Source organism: Afifella sp. H1R (genome assembly GCF_021462425.1).
GTDB lineage: Bacteria > Pseudomonadota > Alphaproteobacteria > Rhizobiales > Afifellaceae > Afifella > Afifella aestuarii.
Window position 1 is genome coordinate 1,214,292 of the sequence record NZ_JAKEDY010000001.1, and the last position, 16,936, is coordinate 1,231,227.

17 protein-coding genes are annotated in these 16,936 nt (G+C 63.7%); 9 read left to right on the plus strand and 8 right to left on the minus strand.

Features of this window, described 5'->3' with window-relative positions:
* The first annotated feature begins 9 nt into the window (after positions 1 to 9).
* Positions 10 to 693: a phosphoribosylformylglycinamidine synthase subunit PurQ gene (gene purQ, locus L0F51_RS05825; RefSeq protein WP_234628315.1), complete on the plus strand. Its 684-nt coding sequence runs from the start codon at positions 10 to 12 to the stop codon at positions 691 to 693.
* A complete protein-coding gene (locus L0F51_RS05830; RefSeq protein WP_234628316.1) occupies positions 690 to 1,130 on the plus strand; it encodes a hypothetical protein in 441 nt (146 codons plus the stop codon). The genes purQ and L0F51_RS05830 overlap by 4 nt, the downstream gene beginning before the upstream one ends.
* Before the next feature lie 113 nt (positions 1,131 to 1,243).
* Here L0F51_RS05830 and L0F51_RS05835 read toward each other — a convergent pair whose 3' ends face one another.
* Entirely contained in the window at positions 1,244 to 1,471 is a 228-nt protein-coding gene (locus L0F51_RS05835) for a DUF1127 domain-containing protein (protein ID WP_370642314.1), read from the minus strand.
* Between the two features lie 82 nt (positions 1,472 to 1,553).
* Between L0F51_RS05835 and L0F51_RS05840 the strand changes: the two genes are divergently transcribed.
* Positions 1,554 to 2,960, plus strand: a complete 1,407-nt coding sequence (locus tag L0F51_RS05840; RefSeq protein ID WP_234628317.1) for a PLP-dependent aminotransferase family protein — start codon at positions 1,554 to 1,556, stop codon at positions 2,958 to 2,960.
* Positions 2,961 to 2,985: 25 nt separating this feature from the next.
* Here the strand turns inward: L0F51_RS05840 and L0F51_RS05845 are convergent, their stop codons facing one another.
* Both L0F51_RS05845 and L0F51_RS05850 read right to left on the minus strand, forming a co-directional pair.
* Complete coding sequence (locus L0F51_RS05845; protein WP_234628318.1) at positions 2,986 to 3,687, minus strand: class I SAM-dependent methyltransferase; 702 nt, start codon at positions 3,685 to 3,687, stop codon at positions 2,986 to 2,988.
* A complete protein-coding gene (locus L0F51_RS05850; protein ID WP_234628319.1) occupies positions 3,677 to 4,135 on the minus strand; it encodes an Rrf2 family transcriptional regulator in 459 nt (152 codons plus the stop codon). The genes L0F51_RS05845 and L0F51_RS05850 overlap by 11 nt, the downstream gene beginning before the upstream one ends.
* 190 nt (positions 4,136 to 4,325) lie before the next feature.
* On the opposite strand from L0F51_RS05850, the gene purL reads away from it, so the two are divergent.
* The 4 genes from purL to L0F51_RS05870 all read left to right on the plus strand — a co-directional run bounded on the left by purL (position 4,326) and on the right by L0F51_RS05870 (position 8,798).
* A complete protein-coding gene (purL, locus tag L0F51_RS05855) occupies positions 4,326 to 6,557 on the plus strand; it encodes a phosphoribosylformylglycinamidine synthase subunit PurL (RefSeq protein WP_234628320.1) in 2,232 nt (743 codons plus the stop codon).
* A gap of 82 nt (positions 6,558 to 6,639) precedes the next feature.
* Entirely contained in the window at positions 6,640 to 6,873 is a 234-nt protein-coding gene (locus tag L0F51_RS05860; protein WP_234628321.1) for a BolA family protein, read from the plus strand.
* A gap of 47 nt (positions 6,874 to 6,920) precedes the next feature.
* Positions 6,921 to 7,250, plus strand: a complete 330-nt coding sequence (gene grxD, locus L0F51_RS05865) for a Grx4 family monothiol glutaredoxin (RefSeq protein WP_234628322.1) — start codon at positions 6,921 to 6,923, stop codon at positions 7,248 to 7,250.
* A 312-nt stretch (positions 7,251 to 7,562) separates the two neighbouring features.
* Entirely contained in the window at positions 7,563 to 8,798 is a 1,236-nt protein-coding gene (locus tag L0F51_RS05870; RefSeq protein WP_234628323.1) for a multidrug effflux MFS transporter, read from the plus strand.
* Positions 8,799 to 8,855: 57 nt separating this feature from the next.
* Here L0F51_RS05870 and ttcA read toward each other — a convergent pair whose 3' ends face one another.
* Together ttcA and rpsD are read right to left on the minus strand one after the other, a co-directional pair.
* Positions 8,856 to 9,731 (minus strand): tRNA 2-thiocytidine(32) synthetase TtcA, encoded by an 876-nt coding sequence (ttcA, locus tag L0F51_RS05875; protein ID WP_234628324.1) that lies wholly within the window; start codon positions 9,729 to 9,731, stop codon positions 8,856 to 8,858.
* Between the two features lie 98 nt (positions 9,732 to 9,829).
* Positions 9,830 to 10,450 (minus strand): 30S ribosomal protein S4, encoded by a 621-nt coding sequence (gene rpsD, locus L0F51_RS05880; RefSeq protein WP_092816678.1) that lies wholly within the window; start codon positions 10,448 to 10,450, stop codon positions 9,830 to 9,832.
* Positions 10,451 to 10,802: 352 nt separating this feature from the next.
* Here rpsD and L0F51_RS05885 point away from each other — a divergent pair, with 352 nt between their 5' ends.
* The gene (locus tag L0F51_RS05885) at positions 10,803 to 12,152 is read left to right on the plus strand and encodes an esterase-like activity of phytase family protein (RefSeq protein ID WP_234629351.1); all 1,350 of its coding nucleotides are present in this window, start codon (positions 10,803 to 10,805) and stop codon (positions 12,150 to 12,152) included.
* Positions 12,153 to 12,232: 80 nt separating this feature from the next.
* Here L0F51_RS05885 and murI read toward each other — a convergent pair whose 3' ends face one another.
* Entirely contained in the window at positions 12,233 to 13,015 is a 783-nt protein-coding gene (gene murI / locus L0F51_RS05890; RefSeq protein ID WP_234629352.1) for a glutamate racemase, read from the minus strand.
* A gap of 5 nt (positions 13,016 to 13,020) precedes the next feature.
* The gene (locus L0F51_RS05895) at positions 13,021 to 13,830 is read right to left on the minus strand and encodes an RNA methyltransferase (protein ID WP_370642315.1); all 810 of its coding nucleotides are present in this window, start codon (positions 13,828 to 13,830) and stop codon (positions 13,021 to 13,023) included.
* Between the two features lie 475 nt (positions 13,831 to 14,305).
* Here L0F51_RS05895 and L0F51_RS05900 point away from each other — a divergent pair, with 475 nt between their 5' ends.
* Positions 14,306 to 15,520, plus strand: coding sequence for an NADP-dependent isocitrate dehydrogenase (locus L0F51_RS05900; protein WP_234628325.1), 1,215 nt, complete (start codon positions 14,306 to 14,308; stop codon positions 15,518 to 15,520).
* Between the two features lie 63 nt (positions 15,521 to 15,583).
* Here the strand turns inward: L0F51_RS05900 and L0F51_RS05905 are convergent, their stop codons facing one another.
* Entirely contained in the window at positions 15,584 to 16,828 is a 1,245-nt protein-coding gene (locus tag L0F51_RS05905) for an MFS transporter (RefSeq protein ID WP_234628326.1), read from the minus strand.
* Positions 16,829 to 16,936: the final 108 nt, after the last annotated feature.

The window sequence follows — 16,936 nt, forward strand, 5'->3', positions numbered from 1 at the left end:
GATACACGCATGAAAGCCGCCATCATCCAGTTTCCCGGGACCAACCGCGAAGGCGACATGGCGGCGGCACTCCGCCTCGTCTCCGGGCGCGATGCCGACATCGTTTGGCACGGCGAGACGAGCCTGCCTTCGGGCGTCGACCTGATCGTGCTCCCTGGCGGCTTCTCTTTCGGCGATTATCTGCGCTCGGGCGCGATCGCCGCCCATTCTCCGGTGATGCGCGACGTGGCCAAACGCGCCGATGACGGCGTCATGGTGCTCGGCGTCTGCAACGGATTTCAGGCCCTCTGCGAAGCGGGCCTTCTGCCCGGCGCATTGATGCGCAACGCCTCGCTCAAATTCGTCTGCCGCGAGGTCAAGCTCAAGGTGACGAATACGGCCACCCCCTTCACGAGCCTCTATCGCCCCGGCCAGGTGATCCGCTGCCCCGTGGCCCATGCCGACGGAAACTATTTTGCCGACGCGGAGACTCTCGATCGGCTCGAAGCCGAGGATCGGGTCGTGTTCCGCTACGCCGACGGCACAAATCCCAACGGCTCGCAGCGCGACATTGCCGGCATCACCAATGAACGCCGCAACGTGCTTGGCATGATGCCCCACCCGGAAGATCTCGTGGAAGCCGCACATGGCGGCGACGACGGGCTCGCTCTTTTCAAGGGGCTCGTGGAAGGTCTGCAGGAGAAAGCCGCTTGAGCGGCTCATCTGGCCGAAAGGCTCGGCCGTTCCGCTCCCGATTGCGCGGATTTGCTGGCATCGCCATCGCCACGCTCGTTGCGGCCGGCTGCACCCAGGCTCAAAAAGACTATCTGAGCTATTCGGCCAGCGATCGGCCGCTCGATGCATCGACGCGCATCGCCCGCGCCATGGGGCAATGCTGGTTCGCGGGCGATGCAACCTTCGCCTCCTACATCTACGCGCCGGAACTCAATTCCTATTCGGGCCAGCCGCGCATTCTCGTCCTGCCGAAGAACGAGCCCGGCGGATTACCGCGGCTCGTCGTCCAGGCGCAGGAGGACGGCCGCGGCGCCGAAGTCAAACTCTTCGGTCCGCTCCTCGCCACCGAGGCGGCCCCGAGGATACGCGCCGACATCGCCCGCTGGTCGGCCGGTTCCAGCGCCTGCACAGCCTGATTCGATATCTCAATCAAAGCGCGGAAGCCTCTCAAAAGACTCCCGGTTTCCACTGACGCGGCAGCGTGCGCCCGCCGAGCGGCGACGCGCCTACCAGGGCGCGAGCGCGACGCTTAGACGTCCCAGGGACGGCGAAGTCCCTCGCGATACGCATCGGCTCTTGAGACGCCGATATCCTTCAACTGGTCGTCGGTCAGCGACAGGAGCGCCCGCCTCGTGCGCCGCCGCTGCATGATCAGCACAAGCCGAGTCGACAGGCGCGCCACAGCAATTCGCATGCCCAGCTGCGCCTGCTGAAAGCGGGAAAGCCTGACACCGGAAAATGTAGCAATTGAACCCATCGTTCGTCTCCATCGGTACGACTTGCGACAGGCAATGTTCTGATTGACCCCGCTCAATGGTGCAATATACAACATTGACACCATGACAAGTTGGCTTCCCGATCTCTCCACCGGCCAGGGGCCGCTTTATGTCCGCCTCGCCGATCAGCTCGAGCGGGCGATCGACGCGGGTCAGCTCGCTGCGGGCACGAGGCTGCCGCCGCAGCGCAATCTCGCCTTTGATATCGGCGTGACCATCGGCACGGTGAGCCGCGCCTATTCCCTCGCCCGGGAGCGAGGCCTCGTGTCCGGTGAAGTCGGTCGCGGCACCTATGTGCAGGCCGCGCATGCGCGCCAGGCGCCTCTGCCGCCGACAATCACCTATGCCACCGGCGATCGGCCGGGGCCGGAGGGCGCCCTCAGATTCGACACGACGGCGGCGCCCGAGAACGGCGCAGCGGCTGTGATGGCACGGCTGACCGGCGAGATATGCCGGGAATACCCGAATGCGGTCTCCAACTACATTCGGGAGGTGCCGCAAAGATGGGCCGAGGCAGGGGCCCGCTGGCTCACACGACACGACTGGGAGCCGTCTCCCGAAGACGTCGTCCCGACATTCGGCGCCCATGCCGCCATCATGACCATCGTCGCCGCGGTGACGTCGCCGGGCGATCGCATCGCCTTCGAGCCCCTCACCTATGCCTCGATCGCGCGCAGCGTAGCGCTCCTTGGGCGACGCCCCGTCCAGGTGGCCGCCGACCGCGAAGGCCCGATAGCGGAGGATTTCGAGCGCCTCTGCGCACAGCAGCACCCGAAAATCCTGTTCGTCATGCCGGCCTTGCAGAACCCCACTCTCGCCGTGATGGGGGAAACACGCCGACGGGAGATCGCCGACATTGCCTATCGCCATCAGACCTACATCATCGAAGACGCGGTCTATGGGGTTCTGTCGCGCGGAGGGCCACCGCCGATTGTATCGATTGCACCCGAGCGCGTCTTCTATGTGAGCAGCCTGTCGAAGGCCGTCGCGGCCGGGCTGCGCGGCGGCTTCGTCGCCTGCCCTCCGCATTTCGCCAATCGCATCAACATCGCCCACAAGATGCTGACCGGCGGAAAGCCCTTCCTGATGGCCGAGCTCGTCGCCCGGCTGATCGCCTCCGGCGCGGCTTTCGAGTTGATGGCGAAGACCCAGGCGGAAATCGCACGGCGCGTCGGCCTGGCGCGCGAGATTTTCTCAGGCCTCGATGTCTATCTGGACGACGTGTCCCCGTTCCTGTGGCTCAATCTTCCGGAGCCGTGGCTTTCCGGCACGTTCAAGAATGCCGCGTTGGGCGAGAACATCCGCATCGACGAGGAGGACGAGTACAAGCCGGTCCGCTCCGACACCTCCTTCCATGGCGTACGCGTCGGTTTTACCACCGTGCAGGATAGCGACCGCACGGCCGAGGGTTTCCGCACGCTCCGCCGCCTTCTGGATCAGGGCCCGGCCGCCTACGACAGCTACAATTGAAACGGCGCCCCTACCTCACGTACGGTCAGGCATAGCCAACCCAGCCGCGCCAGGTGAAGGCGGCAAAAAACAGACTCACATCCCGGAAGCCGGCCGCATTGAGAATGGCAGCATCCTTGTCGGGGTTGAAAAGGTCGAGACTGGCCGCCACCGCCGCACGAGCGTTTTCAGCATCGCCAGGATCAGCCCCCGAGGCTTTGGCATAGGCCGCGTAACGCGCCAGCCAGTGATCCCTCTCGCCTTCGCCTTGCGGGAAGCTCGAATGCGCGACAACCAGCGGTGCGCCGGGCCGCAGACGTCGGCGGATCGCCTCCGCGGTCTGCTGGCGCTCCCGAGCATCGAGAAAATGCAGGGTCAAAAGGCAGGTCGCGCCATCGAAAGGCCCCTCCGGCGCATCTTCGATCGTGCCGGTCACAAATTCGACCCGGGACGCGAGGGGGCCCAGCGTCCTTTCGGCGAGATCCAGCATCTGCTGTGCCGGGTCGACACCCACGAAGCTCCAGTCGGGATATGCCTTCGCCAGCGCCCTCGTCTCCAGGCCACCGCCGGCGCCGAGAACAAGGATCTTGCCCCCTTCCCTGACGCGCTCGGCAAGGAGGATGCCCGCCATCCGGTGTAACACATCGAGAGCCGGCACGAAGCGCCGCACGCCTTCCTCGTATTGGGCCATCGCCTGCGGATCGGAGAACCGCTCGAGGAATTGCTTGGGACCCGTCTCAGACGGCATGGCACACCTCCGCGTCCCTTTTGTCCTTCGGAAGGCCGGCATGGAATTCGGCTGAAAGCATCGCGAGCGTCACCGTATCGAGGCGCGTGAGGATGAGAGCCTCGGCTTCGCTCAGGGTCTGATCGAGGGCTGCATTGACCGCCCTCTCCACGAGGCACGTCGATTCGTTGTTTCGGTTGCCCATGGCGAAAAACGACGGGCGCCCAAGAGCTTCGTAGACGTCGCGCAGCGAGATCTCCTCGAGCCGGCGGGCGAGCTCCCAGCCGCCGCGATGGCCCTTCGTGGAGCGCACGTAACCCTGCTCGCGAAGTCCCGCCATCACGCGCCGAACGACCACCGGGTTGGTCGACATCGCTTTTGCCAGCACCTCGGAGGTGACCGGCCCCTCGTGCTCCGCCATGTGCAGGAGCACATGCAAAACGCTCGACAATCTGCTATCCAATATCATGTAACTTCTAACATTACATATTCGTTGTGATGTCAAGATGACTGCCGGTCTCCGGAAATCGTGACAACGGTGCTGCCGCCGCCCCCGACCGTCAGCATGGGGCCGTCTGCATGGGGATTTTTCGTAAGGAAGGGTGTGTCGCGCGCCATCACGCGCTAAGACACGGCGGCCAGAAGCATCAGGCAGAGACATGCATCCACAGAACGCGCCCGAGATCACCGAAGACCTCATTGCCGCCCACGGGCTCAAGCCCGACGAATACGAGCGGATCCTGGAACTGATCGGGCGCACGCCGACGATCACCGAGCTCGGCATCTTCTCGGCCATGTGGAACGAGCATTGTTCCTACAAGAGCTCGAAGAAGTGGCTGAAGACGCTTCCGACGAGCGGACCGCAGGTCGTCTGTGGCCCTGGCGAGAACGCCGGCATCGTCGATATCGGCGATGGTCTCGTGGCCGTCTTCAAAATGGAAAGCCACAATCACCCCTCCTACATCGAGCCCTATCAGGGGGCTGCGACCGGCGTCGGCGGCATCCTGCGCGATGTCTTCACCATGGGCGCACGGCCCGTGGCGGCGATGAACGCGCTGCGCTTCGGCGAGCCGGACCATGAAAAGACGCGCCACGTCGTGGCGGGCGTCGTCGCCGGTGTCGGCGGCTACGGCAATTCCTTCGGCGTGCCGACGGTCGGCGGCGAGGTGAATTTCCATCCCCGCTACAACGGCAATTGCCTCGTCAACGCCTTCGCCCTCGGCATCGCCCGGAAGGACGCGATCTTCTATTCCAAGGCGGAAGGCGTCGGCCTTCCCGTCGTCTATCTCGGCGCCAAGACCGGACGCGATGGCGTCGGCGGCGCCTCGATGGCCTCCGCCGAGTTCGGCGAAGAGACGCAGTCGAAGCGCCCGACGGTCCAGGTCGGAGACCCCTTCACCGAAAAACGTCTTCTGGAAGCCTGCCTCGAATTGATGACGACGGGCGCCGTCGTTGCCATCCAGGATATGGGTGCCGCCGGCCTCACCTGTTCCGCCGTCGAAATGGGCGCGAAGGGCGATCTCGGCATCCGTCTCGACCTCGACAAAGTGCCGACCCGCGAACGCGCCATGACGGCCTATGAGATGATGCTGTCGGAAAGCCAGGAGCGCATGCTGATGGTGCTGCGCCCCGACAAACGCGACGCGGCCGAGGCGGTCTTCAAAAAATGGGGCCTCGACTTCGCCGAGGTCGGCGAAACCACCGACGATCTCCGCTTCCGTGTGTCGCGATACGGCGAGGAAGTGGCGGACCTGCCGATCAAGGATCTGGGCGACGAAGCTCCGGAATACGACCGTCCCTGGGTGGAGCCCGCCAAGGCCGCACCGCTCGACCTCGCCTCCCTTCCCGCTCCCGGCGATCTCGGCCTCGCCCTCATCCAGATGATGGGCACGCCGGACCTCGCGTCAAAACGCTGGGTGTTTGAGCAATACGACCACCTCGTCCAGGGCAACACCGTCGTGCGGCCGGGCGGCGACGCTGCCGTCGTCCGCATCGACCGGAGCTTCGGCGCGAAGGGCGACAAGGCGCTCGCCCTCTCCTCCGACGTGACGCCGCGCTATGTCGAGGCCGACCCCTTCGAGGGCGGCAAGCAGGCGGTCGCCGAATGCTGGCGCAACATCACGGCCGTCGGCGCGACACCGCTTGCCGTCACCGACAATCTGAATTTCGGCAACCCGGAAAAGCCGGAGATCATGGGCGTCTTTGTCAAGGCGCTGCAGGGGCTCGGCGAGGCCTGCAAGGCACTCGCCTTCCCGATCGTCTCCGGCAATGTCTCGCTCTACAACGAGACCTCCGGCCAGGCGATCCTGCCGACCCCGACGATCGCCGGCATCGGCCTTCTCGATGATTGGAAGAAGGCCGCCACCATCCCCTTCAAACAGGAGGGAGATACCATTCTCCTGATCGGGGGCGATGAGAAAGACTGGGGCAGCCATCTCGGCCAGTCCGTCTATCTCAGAGAAATCTTCGGCCGCGAGGAAGGTGCCCCGCCCCCCGTCGACCTGGCGAAGGAAGAACGCCACGGCGATTTCGTTCGCTCTCTCATCGATGACGGCCGCGTCACCGCCGTGCACGATTGCTCCGACGGCGGCATTGCGGTGGCGCTCGCTGAAATGGCGCTCGCCGGCAATCTCGGTGCGGAGATCGACGAGGCGCCCGGACGCGCCGATTGCGCGCTCTTCGGCGAAGACCAGGCCCGCTATCTCGTCACGACGCGCCCGGAAGATGCCGAGGCCGTCTTGAAATCGGCTGCGGAGAACGGCGTGCCGGCGGCGCAAATCGGCATCGTGACGGGCGATGCGCTCACCTTCGTCAATGCCGGTTCCGCCGCCGTCCCTGCCCTGCGCGAAGCGTTCGAGGACTGGTTTCCCAAGTATATGGCACAGGTCTGAAGCCCAGCCGTCCCAAAGGTCGGATTGACCTTTCAGGATCGATTGACCACATTCGGCGCCATAGGATGAGGAGCAGCCACGAATGCCAATGAATGCGGGGGAGATCGAGCGTTTGATACGCGAAGCGTTTCCCGATGCGAATGTGACGATCAGGGATCTCGCCGGCGACGGCGACCATTTCGCCGCAGAGGTTGTATCCGAAAGCTTTCGCGGCAAGAGCCGCGTGCAGCAGCATCAGATGGTCTATGAGGCGCTCAAGGGAGACATGGGTGGCAAATTGCACGCCCTCGCCCTGCAGACCAGCATCCCGGAATAACCGACGAGACTGCGCGGCCGCGCCCGCAGTCTGGAGGACCAGCGATCATGTCAGCGATCAACGAATGGATCGATAGCCAGGTGAAGTCCAACGATGTCGTCTTGTTCATGAAAGGCACGCCGACCTTTCCGCAATGCGGCTTCTCGGGGCAGACCGTTCAGATCCTCGATTATCTCGGCGTCGCCTATCAGGGCATCAATGTCCTGGAATCCGACGATCTGCGCCAGGGGATCAAGGACTACACCAACTGGCCGACCATCCCGCAGCTTTACGTGAAGGGCGAGTTCGTCGGCGGTGCCGATATCATCCGCGAGATGTTCCAGGCGGGCGAGCTGCAGAACCTGATGGAAGAAAAAGGCGTCGCCAAAGCGGCGTAAGGGCGAGCGGAGGTCGCACTCACACGTCTTCGATCACCGCTCAGAGATGCCTGACGGGAGCTGCGGCTGGATAAGCGAGGCTCCCGATCGCAGGCCGGATCGGGCTGCGGATTATCTCATTTGCAAAGACCGAGCCGGCCGAAAGCCGGCTCTTTCATTGTGAGGCGACCCGCTTCCCGGCGGAGGGAATGGGCATTCGGCTCATCCCGTGACCTTGCAGGGGTCCGCCGCCGGCCCTAGAACCCGGTCTCCCAACAATTCTGCCGCACTCGTTCCGCGCGGGACTGCGTCCTGCCCGGGGAGACCGTTTCAATGCCATCCTCCACGCCTGCCGCCTCCCGGCTGACAATTCCCTATGTCGAGTTCGTCGCTCTCGCCGCCTCGATGATGGCGCTCAATGCCATGGCGATCGACATCATTCTGCCCGCCCTCGACAACATCGCAGGCAGCTTTTCGATCGCGGATCAGAACTCCCGGCAATTCGTCGTCACGGCCTTCGTGGTGGGCTTTGGCATCGCCCAGCTCGTCTTCGGTCCACTGGCCGACCGCTTCGGCCGCCGTCCAATCCTGCTCGCGGGCCTGGTGATTTATGTCGTCGGGGGCACGGCCTCAGCGCTCGCGCCCGATTTCGGCATTCTGCTCGCCTGCCGGACGGTGCAGGGAATGGGCGCAGCCGCAACCCGCGTCGTCGCAATCTCCGTGGTGCGCGACACCTTCGGCGGACGGCAGATGGCGAGCCTCATGTCGCTGGTCATGATGGTCTTCATGGCCGTGCCGATCTTTGCGCCGACCCTCGGCCAGCTCGTGCTCTTCGTCGCAAGCTGGCACTGGATCTTGTTCTTCACGGCAATCTTCGGCGCCATCGTCCTGTTGTGGTCTGGAATGCGCCTGCCCGAAACGCTTGCCGACGAGAACCGCCGCCCTCTCAACGGACGCAAGGTCATCGAGGCCTTCCGCATCGTGCTCACCAACCGGCAGGCCTTCGGCTACGCCTTTGCCACGGCTCTTGCCTTCGGCGGCTTGTTCTCCTACCTCAATTCGTCGCAACAGATCTTTGTCGAGGTCTTTGGCCTAGGCCCCTGGTTTCCCGTGGCTTTCTCCGGCAGCGCCATCCTGATCGCGGGCGCCTCTTTCGCCAATTCCCGCCTTGTCGGCCGTTTCGGCATGCGCCGCCTCGCTCACACGGCGCTGATCAGCTTCTGCGTCTTGAGCTTCATCACGGCCATCCTGTCGGTCATTTATGCTGGCCCGATGCCGTTCTGGCTGTTTTTTCCGCTGATCAGCGCAGCCTTCTTTTTCTTCGGCTTCGTCGGCACCAATTTCAACGCACTCGCCATGGAGCCGCTCGGCCATGTCGCCGGAACGGCCTCCTCCGTGCTCGGCTTCATGCAGACCTTCGGCGGCGGCTTTTTCGGGGCGTTCGTGGGCTACCTTTACAATGGCAGTGTCACGCCCTTCGCCTTCGGTCTCACCATTCTTTCCGGTTTGGCGATCGCGACCGTGCTCGTCGCCGAACACGGCGTTCTGTTTCGCCAGCGCTATTCGTAACGAAAAAGCGCGCAGAACCGAGCGCGCCATGGCCTGAGCGCAAGAAGCGCCCCTCACTTACAAAGCGGAGAAATCGAAGCGGGTTGGATCGTGCAAATGCGAGGGACGCAGATGCGCGAGCGCTCGCAGCATGTTTGCCTTGGTGCCGGGCCGCTCGCGCTCCCATTCGGCCAGGATGTCTTTCACCCGCTGGCGCTCCAGCCCGTCCTGCGATCCGCAGAGATTGCATGGGATGATCGGCGCTTCGAGGCCTGCAGCGAAACGCTCCAGATCCGCCTCGGCCGAGCGAATAAGTGGCCTCAGCACCAGGAGATCGCCCGCGTCGTTCTTGAGCTTCGGTGGCATCGAGGAAAGCCGGCCGCCGTTCAGCATGTTCATGACGAAGGTTTCGAGCGCATCTTCCCGGTGATGGCCGAGAACGACCGCCTGACAGCCTTCCTCGCGCGCGATCCGGTAAAGATGACCGCGCCTGAGGCGTGAGCACAGCGCGCACATCGTCTGCCCCGGCGCGATCTTCTCCGTCACCACCGAATAGGTGTCGCGCCGCTCGATCCTGTGGGGAATGCCGTGTCCCTCGAAATAGCCGGGCAGGATTTCGGCTGGGAAACCCGGCTGGGCCTGATCGAGATTGCAGGCGAGCAGATCGACCGGCAAAAGCCCGCGCCATTTGAGGTCGAGAAGCACGGCAAGAAGCCCGTGCGAATCCTTGCCGCCGGACACGCAGACGAGCCACCGGGCGCCCTCTTCGACCATCCCGTAGGTCGAGAGCGTCTCGCGCACTTCGCGCAGGAGCCTTTTGCGCAGCTTCTTGAAGGCGACGCTGCCCGGCGCATTGCGGAACAGCGGATGTGTCGCCTCCGAAGCTTCCTCGGGCTCGGGCTGAGGCGCAGCCCCGTCCAGCACGTCGTCGATATCGTCCAGAACGTCGGTCATCGCCGCACCTTCACCGAAGCCGACCCCTCGCTCAAGCCCATGGATACAAAAAGGGCCGCCCGAAGGCGGCCCTTGAAAAACTTTGTGATCGCAACCGTTTACTGGCGCGAATAGAACTCGACCACGAGGTTCGGCTCCATCGTCACCGGATACGGCACTTCGGAGAAGGCCGGCACGCGGGTGAAGGTGGCCGTCATCTTGTTGTGGTCGGCATCGATGTAATCCGGCACGTCACGCTCGGCGAGATCGGTCGCCTCGAGCACGACGGCGATCTGCTTGGAGCGCTCGCGCACTTCGATCACGTCGCCCGGCTTGCAGCGATAGCTCGGGATGTTGACCTTCTGGCCGTTGACGCGGACATGACCGTGATTGACGAACTGGCGCGCCGCAAAGACCGTCGCCACGAACTTCGCGCGGTAGACGATCGCGTCGAGACGGCTCTCCAAAAGGCCGATCAGCTTCTCCGAGGTGTCGCCCTTCAGGCGCGCGGCCTCGTCGTAAATCTTGCGGAACTGCTTTTCACGGATCTCGCCGTAATAGCCCTTCAGCTTCTGCTTGGCGCGCAGCTGCACACCGAAGTCCGAAAGCTTCGACTTGCGGCGCTGGCCGTGCTGGCCCGGGCCGTACTCACGCTTGTTGACTGGGCTCTTCGGGCGACCCCAGATATTTTCGCCCATGCGGCGATCAAGTTTGTACTTGGCGCTCTGGCGCTTGCTCATAACGCTGATATCCTTACCGTTTCGCGTTTCGAAACGCGCCCTCCTCTGCCGCCCGTGCCGCACATGCGGACAAACGACTGACAGGGGCTCGGCGAAGCGCTCGCCGAAATTCCGATCCGAACAAGAGTTGGCGGAAGTGACCCCACGGGTGCGGGCCCCGCGCGCTGAAAGCGCCGAGCCGCGGCTCACTTATGGGTTTTATCGCCTGCTGTCAAACACCAACCGCGGCGGCGAGCCTTCCTGGGCCCTTCATCGTCGCTTCATCCGCCCGTCAACGGCCTGCAACGAAAGCCGTCTTCATGGAAGAGCCTGGCGCGCCCAGGCGCACCCGAAATGAGAGGCCACATTGATGATGCGCACATTCCTTCTGGCGGCAACCGCGTCCGCCGCCCTTCTGAGCCACGCGAACGCGCAGGAGAAGGCGTTCCCGGCCAAGCTCGAAGCGCATGCCGTGCTGCCGGCAGCCACTTTCGTCGAGCCGCCGAAGGACGCTCCGGCGAGCCTCGCCACCTCCGCAAAGTTCACCTCCTCCGATTTCCATCGCGCCGGCGACACAAAGGTCGCGGGCAAGGACGGCACGCGACCGACCGGCCTCGACATGCCGTTCGACGGCCAGCCGATCCAGGGTTTTTCCGGCATCAAGAAAATGGACGACGGCACCTTCTGGTCGCTCTCCGACAACGGTTTCGGCTCCAAGATCAATTCGGCCGATGCGGCCTTGATGATCCATCATCTGTCGTTCGACTGGGACGCGAACAAGGTGAACCGGCTCGACACCGTCTTCCTGTCCGACCCGAACGGGGTGGTGCCCTTCCCGATCGTCAACGAGGGCACGGAAACCCGCTATCTGACCGGTGCCGATTTCGACGTCGAATCAATCCAGCCGGTCGAAGACGGCTTCTGGATCGGCGAGGAATTCGGCCCCTATCTCCTCAAATTCAACACGGACGGAGAACTCGAGACGCTCGTCGAGACGAAAATCGGCGACAAACCGGTCACCTCGCCAGACAATCCCTTCCTGCGCCTGCCTGGCAATCCGGCGACCGAAATGCCGGCCTTCAATCTGAAGCGCTCCGGCGGTTACGAGGGTCTCGCCTCCTCCCCCGACAAGTCGAAGCTCTACGGCCTTCTGGAGGGCCCGATCTATGTCGACGGCGAAGTTGAAAAGGTCGACGGCCATCCGGCATTGCGCATCATCGAATTCGATGTGGCGAAGGGCGAATGGACCGGCCGCTCCTGGCTCTATCCGCTGGCCGAGGGCGGCGAGGCGATCGGCGACTTCAACATGATCGACGACACGCACGGCCTCGTCATCGAGCGCGACAACGGCGCCGGCTCAACCGACGAGGCTTGTGACGATCCGAAGTCGACGGCAACCGACTGCTTCGCCAATCCGGCCAGGCTGAAGCGCATCTACAAGATCGAGATGACCGACGAGATGGAGGGCGGGCCTGTCCGCAAGATCGGCTACATCAACCTTCTCAAGATCGACGACACCGACGGCAAGAAGGTGCAGGGCGGCGGCGAAGGCTTTTACGACATGCCTTTCGTGACGATCGAGAATGTGGATGTGGTCGACCCGACGCATATCATCGTCGGCAACGACAACAACCTGCCCTTCTCGGCGGGCCGATCCGTCAACAAGGCCGACGACAACGAATTCGTGCTCCTGGACGTCGGCGACTTCCTCAAAGCCGAATAATCCCCTTTGAAGCCGAGCAATCGGCATCGCCGGCGCGTCCGTCTCCCTGCGGGCGTGCCGGCGAAAAATGCCGCCCAGATTTAAGCTGGAGCCAATCGATACTGCCGCAGGATCTCCAATACCGGCGCCGGTACCGGTCGGCCGCTCGTAAATGCGGCACTCCCCGGCCCGCCACCCACCCGGCGGCCTTCCAGAACACTCGCCAGCCGACGCGCAATGGCCGGTGCCGGATCGATGAAACACACCGCCCACGGCGCATGCCGATCGAAAAGATCGGCCAGGAACGGATAATGCGTGCAGGCGAGGACGACCATATCGGTGCGCCGCCCCTCGAGCTCCACGAAGCATGGTTCGATCTGCTCTGCGAGCGCCCGCTCGTCGATCCCTTCGCCCCGCATCCGCGCTTCGGCGAAAGCCGCCAGCAACGGCGCGCCGACGAGCCGCACATGAACGAGCGAGGCGAATTTTCGGATGAGGTCGCGCGTATAATCGCGCCGCATCGTGCCCTGCGTTGCAAGCACCGCGATGATCCCGGTCTTGGTCTGTTCGGCGGCCGGCTTGATCGCCGGGACCGTACCGACGAACGGAATGTCGTATCGGGCCCGCAGCGCCGGCAGAACGAGCGTCGACGCCGTATTGCAGGCAATGACGACGGCCGTCGGGCGATACTGCGCGATGAGGCGCCCCATCAGCTCGACGATATGCGTGCGCAGCTGGTCGTCTTCCCAATCCCCGTAGGGAAAGGCTGCATCGTCGGCCACATAGACGAGACGGATGCGAGGTATTTGTTGGCTGATCGCCCGAACGACGGAAAGTCCGCCGAGGCCGGAATCGAACACCAGCACCGGGCCGGCGTCATGCATTCTCGTCACTCATCCTCTTCGCCGGCCGCTCTCGCGATATCGCGCTTCGTTTTGCGGCCCTCGAGCGCGGCCACCACGCCGCGCAACGCACGGATTTCGGTGGTCGTGAACCCCGGCCTCTGCAGCATGGCGCGCAGATTTCGGACCATCACCGGGCGCTTCTCTTCGGTGCGATAATAGCCCGTCGGCTCGAGCGCGCTCTCCAGATGCTCCATCAAACCGACCAGCTCCGCTTTCGGCGCCGGCATCTCATCGAGCTCCGGAAGCCCCGCCCGCGTCGGAAGCTCGCCCTCACCGAGGCCGGATTGCAGCCATTCGTAGCTCATCAGAAGCACGGATTGCGCCAGATTGAGGGAAGCGAAACTCGGATTGACGGGAAACGTCACGATCTTGTCGGCATAGGCGATCTCTTCGTTGACGAGCCCCCAGCGCTCGCGACCGAACAAGAGGCCGGTCTCCTGACCGAGGCTTTCGTGTTCGCGCAAGGCAGCTGCAGCCTCGCGCGGACCCAGGACCTCTTTTGGAATCTCGCGCGTGCGGGCTGTGGTCGCGAGCACGAAGCGAAGCTCTGCGACCGCATCGGCGACATTGTCATAGACCCGGACCGCCTCGATCACATGATCGGCCCGGCTTGCCGCGGCGCGCGCCTTTTCGTTCGGCCACCCGTCGCGTGGCGCAACGAGGCGCAGATCGGACAGGCCGAAATTCGCCATCGCCCGGGCCACCATGCCGATATTCTCACCAAGCTGCGGCTCGACGAGGATGATCGCAGGCCCAGGGACTTGGGTGATTTTTGCCCCGCTTTCGCCGCTCACGCGCCCCTCCTTTGACCCAATGGGCCAAGAAATCCGCGGAACCATGTCGCAAAGCAGGAATTGTCACCGCAAAGCTGAATTGAACGCACACTGAGAGAGGGCATGATGCGAAGCATTATCTATATCGTTGGTCTGATCGTCATCGTCGTGGCGGTTCTGTCGCTGCTCGGCCTCGCCTGAGCGGCACCTTCGACGCAACAGCGCTTATAAGCCTCAACAGCCACGGAGCCACCCGCCATGCGCAATATTGTCTACCTCGTTGGACTGATCGCCATCGTCATCATCATCCTCTCTCTTGCGGGTCTCGTATGACCTGAACGGGGCAGGCTCGCGACGAGCCTCATGAGAGAATCGATTTCTCGCCCTTCGCCGTGTTTGCGCGGCGAAGGGCGTTTGCTATACGCCCGTTGATCTGAATGTGCGGAAAAGCCGCTCCGGCCCCGCACAGCACCGAGCAACGCAGACAGGAAAATCCATGGCGAAGATCAAGGTGGAGAACCCCGTCGTCGAACTCGACGGCGACGAGATGACACGGATCATCTGGCACTACATCAAGGACAAGCTCATCCACCCCTATCTCGACCTCGATCTCCAGTACTACGATCTCGGTATCGAGAACCGTGATGCCACCGAGGATCAGGTGACGGTGGATGCGGCCGAGGCGATCAAGAAGGTCGGGGTTGGCGTCAAATGCGCCACGATCACGCCGGACGAAGCCCGTGTCGAAGAATTCGGCCTCAAGAAAATGTGGCGTTCCCCGAACGGCACGATTCGCAACATTCTGGGCGGCGTCGTCTTCCGTGAGCCGATCATCTGCTCGAACGTCCCGCGGCTCGTCCCGGGCTGGACGAAGCCGATCGTCATCGGCCGCCACGCCTTCGGCGACCAGTACAAGGCGACGGATTTCGTCGTCCCGGGCGCCGGCAAGCTCACGATGCGCTGGGAAGCCAAAGACGGGTCCGATTCGCAGGAATACGAGGTGTTCGATTTCCCCGGTGGCGGCGTCGCCATGGGCATGTACAACCTCGACGAATCGATCCGCGATTTTGCCCGTGCCTCCCTCAATTACGGTCTGATGCGCGGCTACTCGGTCTATCTTTCGACCAAGAACACGATCCTCAAGGCCTATGACGGCCGCTTCAAGGACCTCTTCCAGGAAACCTACGAGGCCGAGTTCAAGGAGAAGTACGAGGCGCGCCAGATCACCTACGAGCACCGGCTGATCGACGACATGGTCGCGGCGGCGCTGAAATGGTCCGGTGGCTTCGTCTGGGCGGCGAAGAACTACGACGGCGACGTGCAGTCCGACACCGTCGCGCAGGGCTTCGGCTCCCTCGGCCTGATGACCTCTGTGTTGATGACGCCGGATGGCAACACGGTCGAAGCGGAGGCCGCACACGGCACCGTCACCCGGCACTTCCGCCTGCATCAGCAGGGCCGCGAGACCTCGACCAATTCGACGGCTTCGATCTTCGCCTGGAGCCGCGGTCTCGCGCACCGCGCCAAGCTCGACGACAACAAGGAGCTGAAGCACTTCGCCGACACGCTCGAACGCACGGTGGTCAACACCATCGAATCGGGCGCCATGACGAAGGACCTTGCCCTGCTCGTCGGCCCCGACCAGCCGTGGCTGTCGACGACCGGCTTCCTCGACAAGATCGACGCCAATTTGCAGAAGGCCATGGGCTGACAGCCCGGTCTTTCTGACAGGTTGAAGGGCGGCGGCGAGCCGCCCTTTTTCTTTGGAGGCTCGTCAGCGCTCTGACGCGTTGGGCGAGAGGCGGGCTTCCAGACGCGCCCGGCGCCGTCCTTCCGCATCTGGCAGGAAGGCTGCAAGAAAACCCATCGCCGGCAGGAAAGCGCAGATCTTGTAGACGAACTCGATGCTCGTCCAATCGGCGAGAACACCCACCAGCGCGGCCCCGATCCCGCCCAGACCGAAGGCAAGGCCGAAGAAGAGGCCGGAGACCATCCCGACACGCCCGGGCATCAATTCCTGCGCGTAGACGACGATCGCGGAGAAGGCCGACGAGAGAATGAGGCCGATCAGAACGCTGAGGACGGCGGTGGCGGGAAGCCCGACATAGGGCAGAACGAGCGTGAAGGGCAGAACGCCGGCGATCGATGTCCAGATCACCGCCTTGCGCCCGATGCGGTCGCCCACCGGCCCGCCGATCAGCGTGCCCGCCGCCACAGACGCGAGGAACACGAACAGGTAGAGCTGCGCCTCGCCCTGCGGCAACCCGAAGCGATGCATCAGGTAGAAGACGTAATAGCTCGTGAAGCTCGCGAGATAGAAATACTTCGAGAGGATCAGACCGAAGAGGAGTGCCAGCGCACGCGCGATCTCGCGACGGCCGAGCCCGCTCTCTTCGCCACTGCCCCGCCGCGCCACCGGTCGGCGCTCGGCATGACGCTTGTACCAGCCGCCGAGCCGCGTCAGCACGATGATCCCGCACAGCGCCACGAGCGCAAACCAGGCAATGCTCTCCTGCCCGCGCGGCAGAACGAAAAACGCGACGACGATGGGGCCGAGCGAGGCGCCGGCATTGCCGCCGACCTGGAAGATCGACTGCGCGAGCCCGTGCGCACCGCCGGAGGCGAGACGCGCCAGACGCGACGATTCCGGATGAAAGATCGAGGAGCCGACGCCGAGAAGCGCGCTGCCGACGAGAAGGCCCGGATAGCTCGACGCGAAGGCGAGCGCGAGGAGGCCGCACAACGTGGAGCTCATCCCGACAGGTAGCGAATAAGGCTGCGGCCGGCGATCGGTATAGAGACCGACGAGCGGCTGCAGCATCGACGCGGTCGCCTGATAGGTGAGCGTCAAAAGGCCGAGCTGCGCAAAGCTCAAGTCGAACTCCGACTTGAAGATCGGATAGGCCGCAATCACCAGCGACTGCATCATGTCGTTGAGAAGATGGCAGAAGCTCGCCGCGCCCAGCACCGCAAAGGCGGTACCGCCGGAACCGGAACGGGAGGCAGTGACGGAGGTCATTCAAGGGGCCTTTCGAGCCTGTGCGGATTTCAGCCGGCGACTGCCGGCTTCTGGGGAGACCGCCTAGCAAGCCCCATCGACGGCGGCCCGCCACCGCATTAGGGTCAT

Excerpts from the sequence above, each read along its gene's own strand:
- purQ (WP_234628315.1), top strand. The coding sequence starts at position 10 with ATGAAAGCCGCCATCATCCAGTTTCCCGGGACCAACCGCGAAGGCGAC.
- L0F51_RS05835 (WP_370642314.1), bottom strand. The coding sequence starts at position 1,471 with ATGGGTTCAATTGCTACATTTTCCGGTGTCAGGCTTTCCCGCTTTCAG.
- L0F51_RS05840 (WP_234628317.1), top strand. The coding sequence starts at position 1,554 with ATGACAAGTTGGCTTCCCGATCTCTCCACCGGCCAGGGGCCGCTTTAT.
- L0F51_RS05845 (WP_234628318.1), bottom strand. The coding sequence starts at position 3,687 with ATGCCGTCTGAGACGGGTCCCAAGCAATTCCTCGAGCGGTTCTCCGAT.
- L0F51_RS05850 (WP_234628319.1), bottom strand. The coding sequence starts at position 4,135 with ATGATATTGGATAGCAGATTGTCGAGCGTTTTGCATGTGCTCCTGCAC.
- purL (WP_234628320.1), top strand. The coding sequence starts at position 4,326 with ATGCATCCACAGAACGCGCCCGAGATCACCGAAGACCTCATTGCCGCC.
- L0F51_RS05860 (WP_234628321.1), top strand. The coding sequence starts at position 6,640 with ATGCCAATGAATGCGGGGGAGATCGAGCGTTTGATACGCGAAGCGTTT.
- grxD (WP_234628322.1), top strand. The coding sequence starts at position 6,921 with ATGTCAGCGATCAACGAATGGATCGATAGCCAGGTGAAGTCCAACGAT.
- L0F51_RS05870 (WP_234628323.1), top strand. The coding sequence starts at position 7,563 with ATGCCATCCTCCACGCCTGCCGCCTCCCGGCTGACAATTCCCTATGTC.
- ttcA (WP_234628324.1), bottom strand. The coding sequence starts at position 9,731 with ATGACCGACGTTCTGGACGATATCGACGACGTGCTGGACGGGGCTGCG.
- rpsD (WP_092816678.1), bottom strand. The coding sequence starts at position 10,450 with ATGAGCAAGCGCCAGAGCGCCAAGTACAAACTTGATCGCCGCATGGGC.
- L0F51_RS05885 (WP_234629351.1), top strand. The coding sequence starts at position 10,803 with ATGCGCACATTCCTTCTGGCGGCAACCGCGTCCGCCGCCCTTCTGAGC.
- murI (WP_234629352.1), bottom strand. The coding sequence starts at position 13,015 with ATGCATGACGCCGGCCCGGTGCTGGTGTTCGATTCCGGCCTCGGCGGA.
- L0F51_RS05900 (WP_234628325.1), top strand. The coding sequence starts at position 14,306 with ATGGCGAAGATCAAGGTGGAGAACCCCGTCGTCGAACTCGACGGCGAC.
- L0F51_RS05905 (WP_234628326.1), bottom strand. The coding sequence starts at position 16,828 with ATGACCTCCGTCACTGCCTCCCGTTCCGGTTCCGGCGGTACCGCCTTT.